The following is an 18,874-nucleotide window of genomic DNA, read 5'->3' as shown; positions in this document are numbered from 1 at the left end:
TCAATCCTCTAATTCGTCGTCAAATTCGGTTGCCGATGGTTTGCGAATCATGTCATCGGCACCGCGGATCCCAGGCATGTTGTCGAAGACACTGATCTCTGGTTTTCGCGGGCGTTTGTTCCACAGTTGAATCGAACGGATCTCTTTCAAAAAGTCCCACATCGAATCCGGCCTGGCGGATGCCGATTTGGCCATCATGCGTTTGATCAGATCCGCGAATTCTTTGGTCACGTTGTTGTTGTAAGCGATCGCGCTGGGAATCGAGGCGCTCAGGTGTTTGTTGAGCAGATCGTTCGGGGTGTCGCCGGTAAAGGGAGGTTTGCCCGTCGCCATTTCAAACAGCACGCAGCCGAACGAATAGATGTCCGTGCGTTCGTCACAGACCTTGCGGCGGATCTGTTCGGGCGCCATGTAGCTGCGCGTCCCCTTGGCCAGACTCTTGCGGTGGAAGATCTTGCTGAGACCCGTCTTTTTCTTTTCGGTGATCGTAAAGTCGATCAGTTTGGTTTCGCCGTCGCGGCTGACCAGGAAGTTGTCCGGTTTGATATCCAAGTGGATCCAGTTCCGGGTGTGCATGTAATAGACGCCTTCGCCGGCCTGTTCGATGATCTTGTCCAGCATGAAGGCCAGCGAGTCCGGGCCGCGGCGGAGGGCCTGTTTGAGGTTCAACTCGCTGAACAGTTCCAACACCAGAAACGGGCGTTCGTTGGCGATGGAGTAGTCGAGAATTTTGATGATCCGGGGGCTGTTTTGCAGGTCCTTGCCGACATTGAATTCGTGCTTGAGCAGGTTGACTTCCGTCTTGTCCTTGGCCATCCGGCCTTTGAGGATCTTCAGCGCGTAGCGTTCCTGTTCGTGTTCATGGACCGCTTCCCACACCTCCGCGGTCGAACCGGAACGAATCAGTCGGGTCAATCGGTACGGGCCGTAGTAATCTCGCGTCTTGGTCATCAGTTACCGATCGGACAATATGGCAGCGTGCTGGAATTTCGAGTGGCCCCGAATTCGTCGATTGGGGGGCGGTTGAGTGTACCAAACCCCGGTGACGTCGCATCATAGTTGACGCCCCGGATGCGGCGAAAGTCGGGGAAGGGAAACTGGCTGGATGATCGTCGCTCAATGATCGGGAGGAGAGGTAGCGGAAGTCGCCAAGACTTTCGGCGATTCGCCGAGGGGAACCGAAACTCTTGGCGAGTTCCGCTACTGCCCAAATGGCCTGTTGATTTCATCCGATCACACGCGGGATCAGCCGTTTCGCGCGAGCGTACGGGCTATCCAATACCAAGAAAATGCACTGGGCCCGTAGGCTCGCGCCATACGGCTGATCAGATCTCGTCGCCTCGTCCACTACCCGAAAACCGAGCCGCGGTGGAGTCTAGCCCGGCCGCCGGCCCAGCACACGCAGGTAAAGTTCGCGGATCTGGCGAGTCATCTCCTGGTGGCGGAACTGTTCGGTAAATCGCTGCCGCCCTGCCCTGCCCCATTCTTGTCGCAAGTGGTCGTTTTCGGCCAGCCGGATCAGCGAATCGGCCAGCACCGCGGTGTCGCGGGCCGGCACCAAGAAGCCGGTTTCGCCGCTGATCACCACCTCCCGGGCACCATCGACGTCGTAGCTGACGGCCGGTTTTCCGGCGATCAAGGCTTGTGGCAGGGCTCGAGCGAGGCCCTCACGCAGCGAGGTGTGGACCAGGACGTCCATGGCACCGATCAGCGGAGGGACGTCCGACGGAGACACCAGGCCGGTGAAGACGAAATGGTCGGACAGGCCGATTGACTCGATCCGCCGGATCAACGGCTCGCGGAGGATGCCGTCGCCGACCAACAGGAACAACACCTGGGGGCATTGCCGCACCACATCGGCCGCCGCTGTGATCAGATCGTCGTGGCCCTTGAGATGAAACAGACGCGCGATTTTGCCGATCACGACCCGATCGGGGGCGATTTGATACTTTTCGCGGACGGCTTGGCGATGCTCGTCGGCACGCAAGAACGGATCGACGTCCATCCCGCTGGAGATGGTGGTGAATTTTTCGCGCGGCGCGACGCCGGCGCGGACCATCAGGTCGGTCATCGCGTCGGCGACCGAAATCATGTGGTGGCAGCGGGCTGCGGCGTACCGCTCGCAGCGTCGAAAGAATTCGCGCGCCGCGCGGGGCTGGAATTCGTGAAAGGGCGCGCCGTGGACGGTGTGGATCACCGCGGGCACGCCGAGCGACCAAGCGGCGGCACGGCCCAACAGCCCGCCTTTAGCGCTGTGGGTGTGCACGACATCGGGGCGGAAGTGTCGGATCGCGTTGCGGATCGCCCTGGATGCAGCCCAGTCGCGAAGCGGGTGGATGTTGCGACGAAACATCGGCAGCAGCTCGATCTGCAACTCCCCTGCCCTGCCCCGGAGTTCTGCCCTGCCCTGTTGATTCGCTTGATCGGGGAAGAAACCGGCGCGGTGCAGCAGATCGCCTTCGGGTCCCAGCGCCGGGCCGGTGACCAGCATCACTTCGTCGTCATGATGCTCGATCAGGTCCAGGCAATTCAGCAGCGTGTTTTCTTGGGCGCCGCCGATGATCATACGAGTGATGATGTGGGCGACGCGCACGCGATTGACATTCAAAGGAGGGGCGGAAGCCTAGGCCGTTCCGAATTCGACGCGGCGCAGTCCCAGTTGGGATTGCAGTCGATTGACGATCGACGTGTGCATTTGGCTGACCCGCGACTCGGACAGATCCAGTGTCGCACCGATCTCCTTCATCGTCAATTCTTCGTAGTAATAAAGAATGATGATCAGGCGTTCGTTGCGATTGAGTCCTTTGGTGACCAGCCGCATCAGGTCGTTTTTCTGAACGCGTCGGGTCGGGTCTTCGCCCTTCTTGTCTTCCAGGATGTCGATTTCGCGAACGTCCTTGTAGCTGTCGGTTTCGTACCACTTTTTGTTAAGCGAGACGACGCCGACGGCATTGGCGTCGGATTCCATCTTTTCGACTTCGGCGACGGACAGTTCCATGTGTTCGGACAGTTCCTGCACGGTGGCGGGGCGTCCGTACTTGGTTTCCAATTGTTTCTTGGCGACGGCCAGTTTGCTGGCCTTGCTGCGGACCAACCGGGGCACCCAGTCCATGGTGCGAAGTTCGTCCAGCATGGCGCCACGGATTCGGGGCACGCAATAGGTTTCAAACTTGACGCCTCGGTCCATGTCGTAGGCATCGATGGCGTCCATCAGTCCGAAGATGCCGGCGCTGATCAGGTCATCGAGTTCGACGCCATCAGGAAGGCGTTGCCAAATGCGTTCGCCGTTGTATCGAACCAAGGGCATGTAACGCTCGACGAGGCGGTTACGCAGAGGTTCGTATTCGTCCGCATCCTTTTCGGTTTGCTTAAACTGTTTCCAAACCTCTAGGATTTCATCGTCTGTTGAAACTGCGGCTGGCATCCAATCCTCCGTGATCTTCAATTCGACTGCCGACGACGTCATGTCGCCGAGGTCATGTTTGGGGTTCGCTTTCGCTGTTTGCTGACGCCCCGTCATGCATCACTGCGTTCTGGGAATCGTCAACGCCACTCGGGTCTTGGTTCCGGCATGACGCGCGAACAAGGGACGGGACATCAGTGTCCAGCTTTCTTGTCCGTGTGTGCCGGGGTTGACCCAGTCGCCGAAGGTGGTCTCTCAAAAAAAAATCTCAAGTCGTCTTTTGAGATCCCAGCCCTCGGCTTTTTCTCTATCGGTTGTTTCTCTTGGTGAGTTGAGTTTATTTCTTTGTTTCTTTCAGGCGGCTTCGATCTGTCGCACGCTGACCGGAGCCGGGACCAATCGCTCGACCAATGATTCGGCGGTTGCGATGGCGATGTCATCGGGGACATGTTGTCCATTGGTCACGTAGCTGATCGGCAACCCGATGCGGTCACGCGAGGCGGCCAGCGCCGAAAGGACGCCGGCGGTGTAAGGTGTCTCGTCAAGTTTGGACAGGATCGCAGCGGTCGGTCGGGCGGCGGCGAACCCGTCGAGTGCGGATTGGACGACCGCGGCCGTGCTGGTCGCGCTGATCACCAGGTGGGTTTCATCGGGCTGGGCGGTTCGCAACAACTCGGCCAGCCCGGCGATGTTCATGTCGCCCTTGGGACTGCGTCCGGCGGTGTCGATCAGAATCAGGTCCACGTCGCCCAGCTGATCGATCGCCCCACGCATCTGGTCGCTCGACTCGACCACACTCATCGGCAGGTCCATGATTTGGGCATAGGCCTGGAGCTGTTGGACGGCGGCGATGCGGAACGTGTCGATCGTCAACAGTCCGACGCGTCGTTTGGATCGGAGTCGGAATCCGGCGGCCAGCTTTGCCACCGTGGTGGTCTTTCCGACGCCGGTCGGTCCGATCAGGGCGACGATGCGGCGTTCGCCGGGGCTCAGCCGGATCGGCCCGCTCAGACGGATTTCGCGGGCCACGCTGCGCTCGAGTTGTTCCAGCCAGGATTGATCCCAGCGGTCGTCCAGGTTGGCGACAAAGCCGCTGGTCGAACGGATCCAGCGATCGGCCACGGTTTCGGAAACGCCCAGCGAGATCAGACCGGTGCGGTACTGCGACGTCGGGTCCGCGAAGGAACGCGGGTGGATGCCCGGCGGGTTGATCCGGGACGTGCCCGCTGCGAAACGTCGATCATCCTCCGGCAGACGCGGCACGACCGACAGGGTTTGGCGCGAGTCGATCGGCATCGTGCCCGGTGTGTGCGTCGCCGCCGGCACGCGACCTGGGAAAGGATGTGAATCGTCCGTGGGCAACTCGCCAGCGTCACGTTGTTGGTCGCCGGTGCTGGCCGTCACTTCCACGTAGCTTCGGCCCAGCCATCCCATCCAGCCGTCGCGACACTGGCGCGTTCGCAGTACGGATGCATGGGGTCCGAGCTGTTCCCGGATCTCTTCCAGGGCAGCTTGCAGATTCGCGGCTCGGAATATTTTGACTTGCATCAAGCGGGCTGTAAAAAGGCGGGGACTGGTGATCGTCAGGACTAAGCGGCGGCGGTGGAGGGTTGGAAGCCGATCGTCGAGTGGATTTCCAATTGGGTGTCGTTGGTGATTTCTTGGGTGGACAACACGTGGGTCCAGATGCCCGCTTCTTCGGTCACCTGTTTCACGCGGCGTCGAAGGCGGGGACCGACCAAGAGGACCGGCGGGTATCCTTCGTTGGATAGGTTCTTAACGGCTTGACGAATTGCGTCGCAAGTGACGTCTGGTGTTTTGTGGTCTCGGGTTGAAAATTGATTGGCCGCGGTCGCCGCGTCGAGTGTGACGACGCGCAAGATCCGTTGTTCGTCGCGGAGCCCGGAACAGAGGGTTCGTGCTAGACGCCTGCGCACGTGTTCGATTTGTTCCAGCGAATCGTGATTTTGGCCGGCCGCGTCCCCGAGCGCCTCAAGAATGATGCCCAATTGACGAATCGGAATGCCCTCGCGCAACAGCCCCTGCAAGACCTTTTGCACGTCATTGATCGACAAGCGATTCGGGACCAAATCATCGACCATCGCCGGAGCGACCTGACGCAGTTCATCCAGCAGGTGCTTGGTCGCATCATGGGACAGCAATTCGTCGGCGTGTGCGCGGGCGACTTGTTCCAGGTGGTCGGCCAGCACGCCGGGAGCCGTGCGTGTCTTGAATCCGTAGATCATCGCCTGTTCGCGGCCCACCGGATCGATCCAGACCGACGTCCCGCCGCCGAACTCCTGCGTCGGTTCACCCTCGAGGTTTCCTGTCGTTCTGCCGTCGCTGCTGGCAAGCAGTTTCTCGACGCGTAATTGGCCGCGGGCGACGAAGTCACCGAACAGGCGGATCTCGTACTCCTGTTGTCCCAGTGTCGCGTCGTCACGAACGCGTACTTTGGGCAGGACGATGCCGATTTCCGCGGCCATTTGATTCCGCAGACTGGCGATGCGTTGCATCAAATCACCGCCGCGGATCGGGTCGGCCAGCGGCAGCAGCCCCAGCCCGATCGCCACTTCCAGTGGGTCGACGGCCAGGAAGTCTTCGACGCGTTTCTGAGTCGGCGTCGCCGATTGCGATTCGGTTTCACGCCGTTGCAGTTCTTCGGCGGCCTGTTGTTTCGCGTTGCGGTCAAGCGTCGTCGCGATCAAAACACATCCGCTTCCCAGCAAGATCAGGGGAATTGGCGGAAGGCCGGTGACGACCAGCACCAACAGAAAGCCGCCGGCAATCAGCAAGGCTTTGGAGTTTCCCAGCAGTTGAGTGACAAAGTTGTCCGCCAGATCCGTTTTCCGGGTGCCGCGGGTGACCAGGATGCCGGCTGAGAGCGAGATCAACAGCGAGGGGATCTGGCTGACCAACCCGTCACCGATCGTCAGTTTGGTAAACACCGATGCGGCGTCGGCCACCCCCATGCCCGAGCCGACGATGCCCAGGTACAGCCCGCCGATGATGTTGATGGCGGTGATGACCAGCCCGGCGACCGCATCGCCACGGACGAATTTTCCCGCACCATCCATCGCGGCATAAAAGTCGGCTTCGGCGATCAGTTCGTCACGTTTTCCCGCCGCCGTTTCCGCGTCGATGTTGCCCGCGTTCAGGTCGGCATCGATGGCCGATTGACGTCCCGGCATTCCGTCCAGAGCGAACCGGGCGGCAACTTCGCTGATCCGCGTCGCCCCTTTGGTGATCACCACAAACTGGACCACCACCAAGATTAAAAACAACACCAACCCGACTTCAATCTGATTGCCGGCGACGAACTGCCCGAAGGACCGGATCACGCCGCCGGCGGCGTCGTCGCCCGCGGTGGGCGCGTCGGCCAAAATCAGTCGCGTCGTCGCGATGTTCAGTACCAACCGAGACAGCGTGGTCGCCAGCAGCAGCGTCGGAAACACGCTGAATTCCAGCGGCGTGGCGACATGAATCGTCGTCAGCAAAATCACCACCGCCAGGGCAATGTTGCCGGCCAGCAAAAAGTCCATGATCACCGTCGGCAGCGGCATCATGATCACGACCAGACAGGCCATCACTCCGATCGGCAGCAACCAGGGACGGAATCGTTGGATCGGGGACAATGCAAGACCTGTCGCACGCAGGGGGACAATGAAAAAGCTTTCCCGGCGACAGTAGTGAATCGGTGAGCGCGGGGTCTAGGTGATTCTTTGGGCGCGGGCGTGTGAAACGCGGCGTGAAACAGGAGGTGGAGGACGGTGGAGGGAGATGACAGAAAAATGGGGGGCAGAAAAATGGGGTGTGGAAAGTGGTGACAAGAATACAGTTGCAGTTGCCAGTTGGCAGAAAAATAGAGGTGGGGAAAAAGAAGAGACGAGAAAATGGGTGACAGGAAAATATTGGGCAAATCTGAAAACTGACGACCGATGACTTAATCCATTTTTCTGCCCCCTATTTTTCTGTCACTCCCCTGCCCTGCTCCGATGACGCTTCAACGTGCCGGGTTTTCGTACCAGATGATGCCGAGGTTTTGGCGTTCTTCACAGGTCATCACGTCCAGGTCTCCGTCGCCGTCGAGGTCCAGCAATTCCATTCGATCGAACTTGACGGCGGTCGTGGGATCGATCGCCGACCAGTTTCCCTGTGGATCGCGGATCCAGATTCCCGGCAGGTCGCGGTTGGGGCTGGCATGGGTGTTGGCCGTCAGCACGATCCGGTCGTCAGGGAAACACTCGATCGCTTTGCCATTGTTGACTCCGGGCGGGTGTTTTAGCGTCGTCACGTGCCAGGCGTCGCCGGTGCGGCGGCAATCCAGCGAGTCGCTGTTTCGTGTGCTGATCAGGCAACGCTCTGCGGTGGCGGTCAGAAACATCACCTCCCTGCCCTGCCCCGCGATCACGTGTTCGGTCCACGTTTGTTCGGGATCGTCGGGTTGTTCCAGCCAGGCGGCGACGCGGCGGTTGCCTTTGCGGTCGGAAAAAACGATGTCCAGGTCACCATCGTGATCCATGTCGACGGCCCGCAGCGACATGATCCAGCCGGCGTCACGCAGCGGGATCGAGGCCCATGTTGATAGGTCACGGGAAGGTTTCGGTGAGCTGAGCAGCAGAGTGATCGTGGCCTTGGGACCCTTTGCCCCGGCGACCAACGCGATCCGGGAGTCGATCTTGCCCAGCGGCAAGGCGAACATCCACATCACGCCGTCGAGCTGTTTGAACCGATCGGTGGTCCAGTTTGGTTGACGGAGCAGTTGTGATGTATCCGCGTTGGAGGCCGATGTGTCGTTCCAATGGACCAACAATTGTCGCTGTTTGCCTTCGTGGCAACTGACGATGTCCAGCCGTCCATCGCCGTCCATGTCGATCGGCACGGCGTCTTCGGGGGATTTGGCACGGGCGATCGTCGCCGCCGGCCATGGGGCGGTGGCACTGGCGCTGCCGGGATTCAAGTACAGCCGCACCAGTCCCGATTCTTCCCAGCCGGTGACGACGTCGGGCAAACCATCGCCGTTGAAGTCACCCAGTCGCACGCCGTCGGCGCCGCGATGGGTGTCGTCGATCGTGTGTCGTTTCCAAGCAGTCTGTGCCGATGCGAGGGGCGGCGCGCCGGTCGACGAGAGCAGGACGACGAATCCGATGACGGACAAGATCGCATCTAGGCGGAAGCGGGTTGGATGCATGCCTGGTTTTTCGGCTAGAATTCAATTGAGTCATTATCGGATGGCACGGCATGCGTGTTGGTGTTTAGCCATTAGGCGATTCCCTGTTGCTGCAAAGCAGCGACCGAGAATTGCCCAGGGGAATCGCCTAAAGGCTAGACACCAACGTTGATACCCGTGTCGTTTGAGTCGGTATCAGTTTACCGCGGCCGAACTTGTTCAGGTGGTGCGATGGGACGTCACGGATTTGTCAGCGACGGGTACGAACGCGCCATCGCCGGGATCGAGGCCGAGGTCCGCCCCGAGATCGAAGCGCGGTACGCAGACGAGTGGAACGCGGCGGGGATCTTTCGCCGCCGCGTGCTGCGTCGACAGATCGAGAAAGAAGTCGATCGAGCGATCGAGGCTCGGTCGGATCAGGCGCCGCCTGATGGAATGTATTGAGGCGGGGACGGCTGCGAGCACCTCATCATTCTGCCACCCCTCTTGATTCCTTTTCGACGCGTCAGGTGGAGAGGTAGGAAAATTATAGGGTAGGAAAATTCGCTAAACCGGATGGACGGTGCACTTCATCATTTTCTTACCCCTGAAATCTTCCTACCCGATATCTACAGTGGACCTGGAGTGACGTCCGGATTCGCTGGGGCTCACCCTCGGCGAGGATGTTTATCGCCGTTGGCGAACCGGACGGTCTGTGTGCAAGCCCGAATAGTTTCCCTGGGGCGGCTACGCTCGGACGGCTGGCCCCAGGCTACGGGTTTGCATGCCCTTCAGGCAAAGAGGACTCCCGCGTGAGGCGAGGTCAAGCGGTTTTCGGAATCACTCGCCTCCGCGGACCGTATCATTCTGCCCCGTATCATTCTGCCGATCCCGCTCCACTGCCGCGAGCGGTACGCTTCGTGCCTACTTATTCGGCAAATGTCGAACGGCGAGGACGCCGTCGATTTTTCGGAGCGCTTGCAGTGACGCTTCTTCGATGTTGCCGTCCAGGTCGATGATGGTGTAAGCCAGATCGCCGCGCGACTTGTTCAACAGGTCGGCGATGTTCAGTCCGGCGTTGGCCAGGATCGTCGAGATTTGGCCGACCATGTTGGGGACGTTGGCGTTGGCGATCGTGACACGGCATCCGGTGCCGCCGCGTGGCATGGTGGCTTCGGGGAAGTTGACCGAATTGGTCACCGTGCCGTCTTCCAGGAATTCGCGGACCTGATCGGCGACCATGATCGCACAATTCTCTTCGGCCTCTTCGGTCGACGCACCGAGGTGCGGGAACGAGATCACTTTGGGGTGCTTGATCAACTGAGCGGTGGGGAAATCGATCACATAGGCGCTCAGCTTTCCGGAATCCAACGCGGCCAGCACCGCGTCGTCGTCGCAGATGCCGCCGCGGGCCAGATTGACGATGATGCCGCCATCGTTCATCGATTCGATGCGCGACTTGTTGACCAGGCCTTTGGTGACGTCCAACAGCGGGACGTGGACACTGACGGCGTCGCATTGAGAGAACAGGTGATCCAAGTTGATCGCTTGCTCGACGTTCCGCGACAGTCGCCAGGCGTTTTCGACGGAGATTTGTGGGTCGTACCCGACGACTTTCATGCCCAGGGCGCTGGCCGCGTTGGCGACGCGTCGTCCGATCGCACCGAGTCCGATCACGCCGAAGGTTTTGGAGTGTAATTCGCAGCCGACGTAGTTCTTTTTGCCGGATTCAACCGCCGCAGAAATCTCCGCGTCGGTGCCCTCGAGTGAGGCGGCAAATTTCATCGCCGGATAGATGTTGCGAGACGCGAGCAGCAACCCGGCCAGCACCAGTTCCTTCACCGCGTTGGCGTTGGCACCGGGGGCGTTGAACACCGGCACGCCACGCTGGGTCATCTTGTCCACGGGGATGTTGTTCACGCCCGCGCCGGCACGACCGATCGCCGCGACCGATTCGGGGATGTCCATGTCGTGCATCTTGAAGGAACGAAGCAGAATCGCATCCGGGTGACTGGCTTCGGAGGTGATTTCGTAGTCTTCGCGTGGCAGGCGAGAGAGTCCTTTGACGGAGATGTTGTTGAGCGTCAGGATCTTGTACATCGCTGGCGTTGCTGTGGTTGGAGGAAAGGTGTGGGAGCGGGGATGTCACGGCGCCGGCACTGCAACACAGGCACAGACGCCGGACAGATCGGGCGTGTTCGGCAGACCGACGCGTTACGCGTTTTTGGTTGCAAAATCGGTCATGAAGTTTGCCAGCGTCTGGACGCCCTGGACCGGCATCGCGTTGTAGATACTGGCGCGGATTCCGCCGACGCTGCGATGCCCTTTCAAGCTGACCAGATCCTGCGCGGCGGCTTCGGCCAAGAACGCCGATTGCAAGTCGTCGTTGGGCAGCGTGAAGGTCGCATTCATCAACGATCGGCAATCCGGTTTGGCGTGTCCGGTGTAAAAGCCGCCGGATTGATCGATCGCGTTGTACAGCATCGCGGCCTTTTCGCGATTGATCTTCTCCATCGCCTCAAGCCCACCGATGTCGTTTTGAAGCCACTTGGCGACTTTACCCAGCACCCAGATGGAGAACGTCGGCGGGGTGTTCCACTCGGAATCCGCGTCGGCGTGGTTCTTGTAGTTCAGGTAGCCGGGCAACGAATCGGAACCTCGCTCGAGCAGGTCGCGACGGATGACGACGACGGTGACGCCCGCCGGGCCGGCGTTCTTTTGGGCACAGGCGTAGATCAAGCCGTATTTGTTGATATCGATCGCGCGATGCATAAAATCGCTCGACGCATCGCAGATCAGCGGCACGTCGGCCGGGCACTCGGGTTCACTGGGGAATTGAACGCCCTGGATCGTTTCGTTGTTGCAGAAGTACAGGTAAGCCGCGTCATCGGCGACGCTGTAATCCTGGGCCCTGGGGACGTGGTTGAAATTCGACGCCGACGCATCGTAGACCACATCGACCGAGCCCTCTTTTTTGGCTTCGGCGATGGCTTTCTTGCCCCACGTTCCGGTTTGGATGTAGGCGGCTGACTTTCCCGAATCGCGGAGCAGATTGGCCGGGATCATCGAAAACTGCAGCGCCGCACCGCCTTGCAGAAACAGCACTGCATAGTCGTCGCTGATGTTCATCAACGATCGCAGCGTGTTTTCGGCGTCGTGCAGGATGTCGACGAAGGTCTTGTCGCGGTGGCTCATCTCCAGCAGCGAGCATCGCGCGCCGGGAAGGCAGACCAGTTCGTCACGCACTTCTTCGAGAACCGGAACCGGCAAAACGGCTGGGCCGGCGGAAAAGTTGTAAGCTCGTTGGGCGGTCGCGGTGGCTGTCATCGAACGAATCGGAGTCACATTGGGGGGTGGGGCCGCCGACGGCACGGTTGCGTCGGCAAGGATCGAAGGGAGGATTCTATGTCGAGCCGGTCGTGTGCGGAAGGAGCATCACGTCGCAGGGGGGCGGTTGATTGAATCGCAACCGAAACGTGAGCCGATGGCGCTAGCCACGGGCCTCCAAGGGCAATGATGTCACCGCCGGCCCGCGGCTAGCGCCGTCGGCTCACAGTTGGCCCGCGGATAGCGCCGTCGGCTCAGTGAAGCGACAAGTGCCGATTAATCCGGATCAAAACCGAATTCTCGCATCCAGGCGTCGACTTCGGCCTGGTCCTGGACCCGCGGTTTGTTGGTCGCCCCGCGGTCCTTTCTGGGGGGATTGCCGAGGATCGCTGGCGAACGACCGCCCTGCCCTGCCCCGCCGGAATCTCGCCCTGATCTGGCGGAATCTGAAACGGCGGAATCTGAAACCGGAGAAATCGCAAGGTGGATTTTTCCGTCCGTCAGGTCGTCCATCCAGGGTTGGCTGTCAAAGTGCGCGGCGCCCCTCCGTCGCGCGGCGATTTGGATTCGGTGGTCCGACGAGACCACCATCAGCCGTTTGGGCGTGTGGTGGGCGCGAATGATCTCTTCCAGTAAATCGTCCGCCGACAGATAGTCGACCGCGAATCGGATGGCCATTTCCTGGTGCACGAACTCGCTGGGCCGGTCTCGCGGTGGGTTGGCGGCGTCGAAGACGACACAGGTTTTCTTGCGCACCGGTGCGCTCAGGTGGTTGGTCAGTTCGCGCAGCAACACGTTGCGATCGCGCTCCAGCCAACGGGGGTCGGCGTTTCGAACCGGCCCGATCGGCTGGGTGATGTTGTAGCCGTCGATCAGTAACAGGAGTGACATGGTGCGTGTAGCCTACCATGCACGATCGACGGCGAAACGGAAGCCACGAAGGCTTTCGGCGGTGTTGGTGTGGGGTGACGCCGGGGGAGCGAAACTCTTGGCGAGTTCCGCTACGGGGGTTTTGGGGGGGATTGCCTCTCGCCTACACGTCGCGAACCGGGCGTTCAATCCAGGTCTTGGCGGATTTCCACGTTGGTCGGGCTGCCGAATTGATAGAGTTGGTAGCCCAGCAGCCCCAAGGTGGCGACGACCAGCGTGACGGTCCCGAGCAGTTTCCAGTCGTAGCCCTCACCGGAGCGGAGCGAGAAGCTTGGCAGATTGAAGGAGCGTCGGGCGGCGCGCTTGTATTGTTTGTGGTCGATCTTTTGCCGCGGCGGTCGCTTTTTCGGTTTCGAATCGACTTCGATCTCTTTTTCACCGTTCGACTCGTCGTCGATCTCATCGGCCACTTCACCGATGAACGTGTCCTGGGGTTTGCCCGAACGAATCGCGCTGTCGGCGAGCACATTCGCATCGGCGATCTCTTCGGCCAGAGCGTCATCATCGATGTCGGCTTGTCGCGAATCGCTGCCGTTTTCGTCCGGCCCGTAGCCAAAGTCGAAGTCGATTTGGTCTTCCAGTTCCAGAAACTCTGTGACGTCCTGGTTGTTCCACGAGATCGGTGGCTCGCTTTCAGCGGCGTTGGTGTCGCCGCCGTTGTCACCGCGCCCGGGGATCGCGGCGCTAGCGGCAAAGGCGGGTTGTTTGACGGAGACTTTGAAAACGACTTTGCCGAAGCGGAGTTCGTCGCCGTCGGCGAGCACGCACCACTGATGCGGGACGAGCTTGGTCCCGTTGACATAGGTTCCGCGCGTGCTTTTCAGGTCCAGTGCTCCGAAGCCATCCTCGTTGTGCAAGAGCAAGCAGTGTCGTCGGCTGACCGATCGGCTCTTGGGCCGGATTTGACATTCCTTCAGCCGCCCGACCAGGTAGTAGCCTTGGTGGATCGGCGCCGCCGTTCCGGCATTGCTTCCCTGTGTGATAATTAATTCGACGGACATGGGGGATCTTGGTCCTTCTCACTGCTCGATGACGATGACATTTCCTTTGCCGTCTTCCATGGTTTTGAGTCGGGGGGAGGCTTTGTCGTCTTTGGTCACTTGGTAGAACGTGACGCCGACGACCGCCAAGAGCGCGACGATCGACAGTGCCAGTCCGATGCCCAGCAGAATGCTCTGGCCGGATTCGACGTCGCCGCCAGTGCGTTTGGTTTTCGGTGTCGTGGTCTTGGTCGCCGCATTGGAAGGAGCGGCCAGGGGGGAGACGGGAACGGCGGCGCCGGGCAGCGTCGCCAAGTCGATCGGCGGCAGGCTGCCGAAATCGATTTCGGCGATTTCGGCCATGGCCGCCGGTGATGCTTCGCCGAGCGGACCACTGTCGTCCAGTGACGCGAAACTGGATGAGTCGTCCGGCGGGGTGGCGATCTGTTCGGAACGAGGCCGATTGGCCAGCTCGCGACCGGCCAATTTGGAACCCGCAATCCGACGCAGTTGGGTCAGCAGCTCGGCCGCCGAGGCGGGACGGTCGACCGGGCGTTTGGCCATCATCCGTTGGATCAGCAAGCTGATCGCCGGCGGGCAATCCGATCGCGTGTCGGAAACCAGCGGCACCTTGGCGGTTTGGTGCTTGGCCAACCGCTGTGCGACGTTGTTTCCGGAAAACGGCGGCTTGCCGACCAGCAAGAAGTACCAGGTGCAACCCAGCGAGTAGATGTCGGCGCGGGCGTCGACGGTGTGTGAGTCGATGGCCTGTTCGGGGGCGATGAAATCGGCCGTGCCGGTCAAGCGATTGGGCGCATCGGTTCCGGCGGCCGTGTAACCGATCCTGGCCAGACCCATGTCGCTGACTTTGATCACCCCGTCGTTGCGGAGCAGCAGATTCGACGGTTTGATGTCGCGGTGGACGATGCCCCGTTGATGTGCATGGGCCAACGCGTCGGTCGTTTGGATCATCGCGTCTAGTGCTTCGGTGGGCGACATCACTCCGTCGCGGGCGACCGCCCGGTGCAAGTCGACGCCTTCGATGTATTCCATCACGATGAACAGTTTGCCATCGGATTCGGAAAAGTCGAACGCCTGGACGATGTTGGGGTGCTCCAGCTTCGCCGAGGCCCGCGCCTCTTCTTTGAAGCGTTCGATCCGGCGCGAATCTTTGGAGGCTTCGGAGGGCAGGATCTTGAGCGCCATCAATCGGTTCATGACGGCATGACGGGCCAGAAAGACGACTCCCATCCCGCCGCGTCCGAGCGGGCGAAGCAGTCGATAATTGCCCAGGTGAAATCCCCTCGCTTTGCCGGCCAGCAACTTTTTCGCTTGCCAGGGGGTCAACAGGTCTGCGCCCACCATGCCTTGGGCCAGTCGGTCAGGGGTGAACACGACGTCTTCGGTCATCAGCGAAACGACGACCTTCTTGATGTCGGCAAGTTCAACCAAGCCGGCTTGCATCGACCGGCGAACGAAGTCGCGGGTTGCTTCATCCAGGACCGGTTCGGGCACGGTGGTTTCAACCGACATTGATGGGTGCGTCTGCTCTCCGAGAATGACCCCCGCGTGATCACGCGATCGCGCAATTTGTGGGAGGCTAGATTATTGAGCATCGACCCACGAAAACGGTTAAGGTTGAGTTAAGGGGCGGTGTCGATCCGATGAGGGTTGGCCGCGGTGGTTCTGTGCCGCGGCGTCGACACGTTTAAGGGGGTTCCGGCAACGTTAAGCGGGTAGGAATCCGGGGCGGTAATAGACTTCTTTCAGAAAAAGGCCCTGGGGAGGTGCGGCTTGCCCCGCATAGATTCGGTTTTTCTGGCCCAGCACCTCGTCGATCCACGCCGGTGTCTGTTTCCCGTAGCCGACTTCGACCAGCGTCCCGACGATGTTGCGGACCATGTTGTACAGGAAGCCGTTCGCTTCGACTTCGATCGCCAAGTGGCCGCTGGTTTCGTAATCCGGCGCCGGGATCACTTGGCAATCGCGGACGTCGCGGACGGAGCTTTTCCGCGCGGCGCCGGCCGATTCAAAGCTGGCGAAATCGCGGTGCCCGATGATCTTGGCCGCGGCGGATTGCATCGCCGCGACATCGACGTTGCGGCGAAGTCGCCAGCGGTAGCGATGCCCGAAGGGGTCACGCTGCTGGCGGACTTGGATTTGGTACCGGTAGCGTTTCCCGATCGCGTCGCGGATGGCATGGAAATCCTGCGGCGCGTCGTGGACTTCAGTCACGACCACGGTATCGGGCAGGCGTGAATTGATCGCTTTCAGTAGTGCGTCGGTCGACGCGGTCCAGGTCGCGAATCGGCAACTGGCGACCTGGGCGAGCGCGTGGACGCCGGCATCGGTGCGTCCGCTGCCGGTCACCGTGACGTCCTGTTGGGTCGAGCGCAAGATCGCCCGCTGCAGCGTCCCCTGGATCGTCTCTTGGCCGGGTTGGACTTGCCAGCCGGCGAAGTCCGTGCCGTCATAGGCGATCGAGAGCGCGAAGGTTCGCGTCACCGATCAGCCGGCCGACGCGACGCTCTGTTGCAGCAATTCGGCGATCTGCACGGCGTTGGTCGCGGCGCCCTTGCGCAAGTTGTCGCTGACGCACCAGAACGCGATTCCGTGACCGTTGCCGCTGATGTCGCGTCGGATCCGGCCGACGAACACGTCGTCTTTGCCGTCGCAATCACGCGGCATCGGGTACTGGTGGTTGCCCAGGTCGTCGACGACGGTGATGCCCGGTGCGGCGCGGAACAGCTCGGTCGCCTCGGCCGCGGTGAGCGGTTTTTCGGTTTCCACCAGGATCGATTCGCTGTGTCCGATCGTGACCGGAACGCGAACGGCGGTCGGGCAGACTTGAATGTTCTCGTCGCCCATGATCTTTCGCGTCTCGTACACCATCTTCATTTCTTCGCTGGTGTAGCCTTCGAATTTCTCGCTGCCGATTTGCGGAATCAGGTTGAAACCGATCGGGTGTTGAAACGTCTCGTGGCTGGGTGTTTCGCCGTCGAGCATCTGTCGGACGCTGGATTTCAGTTCCACGTTGCCGGCCAATCCCGCACCGCTGGTCGCCTGGTAGGTGCTGACGACGACGCGTTTGACGGTCGCCGCTTGGTGCAGCGGTGCCAGGGCGACGACCATCTGCGTGGTGCTGCAGTTGGGGCTGGCGATGATGCCTTGGTGATCGGCGACGGCGTCCGGGTTGACTTCGGGGATGATCAGCGGGACGGTGGGATCCATCCGCCAATATCCGCTTTCGTCGACGACGACCGCGCCTTCTTTGACGGCGTAGGGTGCGAATTCGGCGGACACCTCATCGGGGGTGCTGGCGATCACGATGTCGACATCTTCGAAGGCGCCCGGGGCGAGCAGTTCGATTTTGATCGTTTCGTCTTTGACACGAATCTCGCGACCGACCGACCGCTCCGAAGCCAGCAGCTTCAGTCGCTTGTAGGGAAAGTTGCGGCTGGCAAGTTGTTCAAGAACGATTCGTCCGACCGCACCGGTGGCGCCGACGACAGCTAAGGTTTCGTACACGGGACTTAGAAAGGTTGGAGTGATGTGGCGAAGGGAGGCCTTCGCCGAGAGGTTCATTGGGGTGATCGAGTTCGCGCTATTTATTGAGCTCTTCGATCGCTTTGGGCAAGTCTTTGTCGATCACGCCCATGCCGCCACGGCCGCCGTCCATCCGGGATTCGACATCCAGCAAGGTGTCTTCGGCTTGGGCCTCCCAGAACTTGGTCAGCGTTTCTTTGGCAAGCGGCTTGTAAGATCGGAAGATTCGGAAGCCGACGCCGCGCGAGGGGTCGCTGGTGTGCCACCAGGGGCTGCGTGGGAAGTTCGGGTCTTCGGATTTCCACTCTTCGTCGTCGGAGGCCATGCGGGCGGCGCTGCGCAGGTCTTCGGCGTCTGATTCCCAAGTTCCGCCACGCACCACGCAGGGCGAGGGGACTTCGGGCCACTTGACCAGGTCGGTGGCGTTGATGCCTTGCTTGTCGGCGAAGGCGACGTAGCCGTCTTCGGTGTATTGGTTGACGGTCCATTCGCCGACGTTGCCGTGCATGTCGTGCAATCCGAACGCGTTGGGTTTCTTGGTTCCGACGGCAACTTGGCCCTCGTCGGCGTTGTCAAAGAACCAGGCGTAATCATCGATGTCGTCGGCGTCGTCGCCCCACGAGTATGCCGTGTCGGTTCCGGCGCGGGCGGCGTATTCCCATTCCGCTTCGGTCGGCAATCGGTACTGTTGGCCGGTGACCAGACTGATCCACTTGGTGAATTGTTGTGCCGAGTACTGGGTCATGGTGACCGCGGGTTGATCGTCTTCTTCGCCGTATTCGTACGTGAACGTGGGGTCGTACAGTTCCGTCGGCGCGGTGATTGCATCGACCTTGTTGTCGTCATTGACCGCCCGAATTCCGCTCGATTCGAATTCTTTGAAGATGCCGTACAGTTCCATGTACTCCTTGTACAAGCCCCAGGTGACTTCGGTTTTGGCGACCCACATCGGATCGACGGTGACCTTGATTTGCGGGCCTTCGTCGTCGCGGCGGTCCGCCTCGTCCTCGGGGCTTCCGAACAGGAACTCGCCGCCGGGGACCGGGATCATTTCCACTTCTTCGTCGGTGCCGGGCACGCGAAGGGTGTAAGGGACCATGTACCCCTCGTCGACCTTGACCGATGGGCCGTCAGCGGGCTTCTCTGCCGCGATTCCAGGTGTCGATTCGTCCGCAGACGCCACGGGGGTGAAGGAAACGAATGCTGTGAAAACGGAAAGGCCGATCACAGCAATGACGCGGGGCATGTTCACGGTGCTGGGGTCTCGTAATTGGAAAAGAGAGTCGGAGGGTTTTAGCGATCTTAGTATAGCGCAGGGGCCGAGGATTTTCGATCGGCTGAATGTGGGAAAATGCACCGGAAAGGGTGGATAGCGGCGGAGTCGTCACCGGGGTGTACTGGGGGGACGGGCGAGATCAGGTAAGAAGATTTCGGGGGTAAGAAAATGGGGACCTGCGACGCATCAAGTTTCTGCCTCGTTCCTAGGCTCCGCCTGGGAACGCACTGCAACGTCCCTAAACCCGGCACGGGTCGAATGTG

At 60.6% G+C, this 18,874-nt stretch carries 16 protein-coding genes; 2 read left to right on the top strand and 14 right to left on the bottom strand.

The features are described from left to right. The 5 genes from Mal15_RS29855 to Mal15_RS29835 form a co-directional block, all read right to left on the bottom strand. Nucleotides 1–951: a serine/threonine protein kinase gene (locus Mal15_RS29855; protein WP_147871093.1), complete on the bottom strand. Its 951-nt coding sequence runs from the start codon at nt 949–951 to the stop codon at nt 1–3. Between the two features lie 424 nt (nt 952–1,375). Continuing rightward, a complete protein-coding gene (locus tag Mal15_RS29850) occupies nt 1,376–2,593 on the bottom strand; it encodes a glycosyltransferase family 4 protein (RefSeq protein ID WP_147872704.1) in 1,218 nt (405 codons plus the stop codon). A 30-nt stretch (nt 2,594–2,623) separates the two neighbouring features. Further along, on the bottom strand, nt 2,624–3,445 hold the full coding sequence (locus Mal15_RS29845; protein WP_147872701.1) for a FliA/WhiG family RNA polymerase sigma factor: 822 nt from the start codon (nt 3,443–3,445) through the stop codon (nt 2,624–2,626). Between the two features lie 312 nt (nt 3,446–3,757). Next, entirely contained in the window at nt 3,758–4,951 is a 1,194-nt protein-coding gene (flhF, locus tag Mal15_RS29840; RefSeq protein WP_147871092.1) for a flagellar biosynthesis protein FlhF, read from the bottom strand. A 41-nt stretch (nt 4,952–4,992) separates the two neighbouring features. Then, complete coding sequence (locus Mal15_RS29835; RefSeq protein ID WP_147871091.1) at nt 4,993–7,038, bottom strand: flagellar biosynthesis protein FlhA; 2,046 nt, start codon at nt 7,036–7,038, stop codon at nt 4,993–4,995. A 145-nt stretch (nt 7,039–7,183) separates the two neighbouring features. On the opposite strand from Mal15_RS29835, the gene Mal15_RS34280 reads away from it, so the two are divergent. Continuing rightward, nucleotides 7,184–7,345 carry a hypothetical protein gene (locus Mal15_RS34280; protein WP_167547122.1) on the top strand — a complete coding sequence of 54 codons (162 nt, stop codon included), beginning with the start codon at nt 7,184–7,186 and terminating at the stop codon, nt 7,343–7,345. A gap of 61 nt (nt 7,346–7,406) precedes the next feature. On the opposite strand, the gene Mal15_RS29830 is transcribed toward Mal15_RS34280, so the two are convergent. Then, complete coding sequence (locus Mal15_RS29830) at nt 7,407–8,594, bottom strand: FG-GAP repeat domain-containing protein (protein WP_147871090.1); 1,188 nt, start codon at nt 8,592–8,594, stop codon at nt 7,407–7,409. A gap of 210 nt (nt 8,595–8,804) precedes the next feature. On the opposite strand from Mal15_RS29830, the gene Mal15_RS29825 reads away from it, so the two are divergent. Continuing rightward, on the top strand, nt 8,805–9,017 hold the full coding sequence (locus Mal15_RS29825) for a hypothetical protein (RefSeq protein WP_147871089.1): 213 nt from the start codon (nt 8,805–8,807) through the stop codon (nt 9,015–9,017). 459 nt (nt 9,018–9,476) lie between these two features. On the opposite strand, the gene Mal15_RS29820 is transcribed toward Mal15_RS29825, so the two are convergent. From Mal15_RS29820 to Mal15_RS29785, 8 genes are all read right to left on the bottom strand, one after another. Continuing rightward, nucleotides 9,477–10,652 (bottom strand): phosphoglycerate dehydrogenase, encoded by a 1,176-nt coding sequence (locus Mal15_RS29820; protein ID WP_147871088.1) that lies wholly within the window; start codon nt 10,650–10,652, stop codon nt 9,477–9,479. A 114-nt stretch (nt 10,653–10,766) separates the two neighbouring features. After that, a complete protein-coding gene (gene serC, locus Mal15_RS29815; RefSeq protein WP_147871087.1) occupies nt 10,767–11,879 on the bottom strand; it encodes a 3-phosphoserine/phosphohydroxythreonine transaminase in 1,113 nt (370 codons plus the stop codon). 276 nt (nt 11,880–12,155) lie between these two features. Then, nucleotides 12,156–12,770: an NYN domain-containing protein gene (locus tag Mal15_RS29810; RefSeq protein ID WP_147871086.1), complete on the bottom strand. Its 615-nt coding sequence runs from the start codon at nt 12,768–12,770 to the stop codon at nt 12,156–12,158. Nucleotides 12,771–12,934: 164 nt separating this feature from the next. Continuing rightward, the gene (locus tag Mal15_RS29805) at nt 12,935–13,810 is read right to left on the bottom strand and encodes an FHA domain-containing protein (RefSeq protein WP_147871085.1); all 876 of its coding nucleotides are present in this window, start codon (nt 13,808–13,810) and stop codon (nt 12,935–12,937) included. Nucleotides 13,811–13,828: 18 nt separating this feature from the next. Continuing rightward, the gene (locus tag Mal15_RS29800) at nt 13,829–15,322 is read right to left on the bottom strand and encodes a serine/threonine protein kinase (protein WP_147871084.1); all 1,494 of its coding nucleotides are present in this window, start codon (nt 15,320–15,322) and stop codon (nt 13,829–13,831) included. 195 nt (nt 15,323–15,517) lie between these two features. After that, a complete protein-coding gene (truA, locus tag Mal15_RS29795) occupies nt 15,518–16,294 on the bottom strand; it encodes a tRNA pseudouridine(38-40) synthase TruA (protein WP_147871083.1) in 777 nt (258 codons plus the stop codon). 3 nt (nt 16,295–16,297) lie between these two features. Then, on the bottom strand, nt 16,298–17,317 hold the full coding sequence (locus Mal15_RS29790) for an aspartate-semialdehyde dehydrogenase (protein WP_147871082.1): 1,020 nt from the start codon (nt 17,315–17,317) through the stop codon (nt 16,298–16,300). Nucleotides 17,318–17,393: 76 nt separating this feature from the next. Beyond that, nucleotides 17,394–18,581, bottom strand: a complete 1,188-nt coding sequence (locus Mal15_RS29785) for a formylglycine-generating enzyme family protein (protein WP_147871081.1) — start codon at nt 18,579–18,581, stop codon at nt 17,394–17,396. Between the last annotated feature and the right edge of the window lie 293 nt (nt 18,582–18,874).

The organism is Stieleria maiorica (assembly GCF_008035925.1).
Lineage (GTDB): Bacteria > Planctomycetota > Planctomycetia > Pirellulales > Pirellulaceae > Stieleria > Stieleria maiorica.
This window is presented reverse-complemented; position numbering and strand designations above follow the sequence as displayed.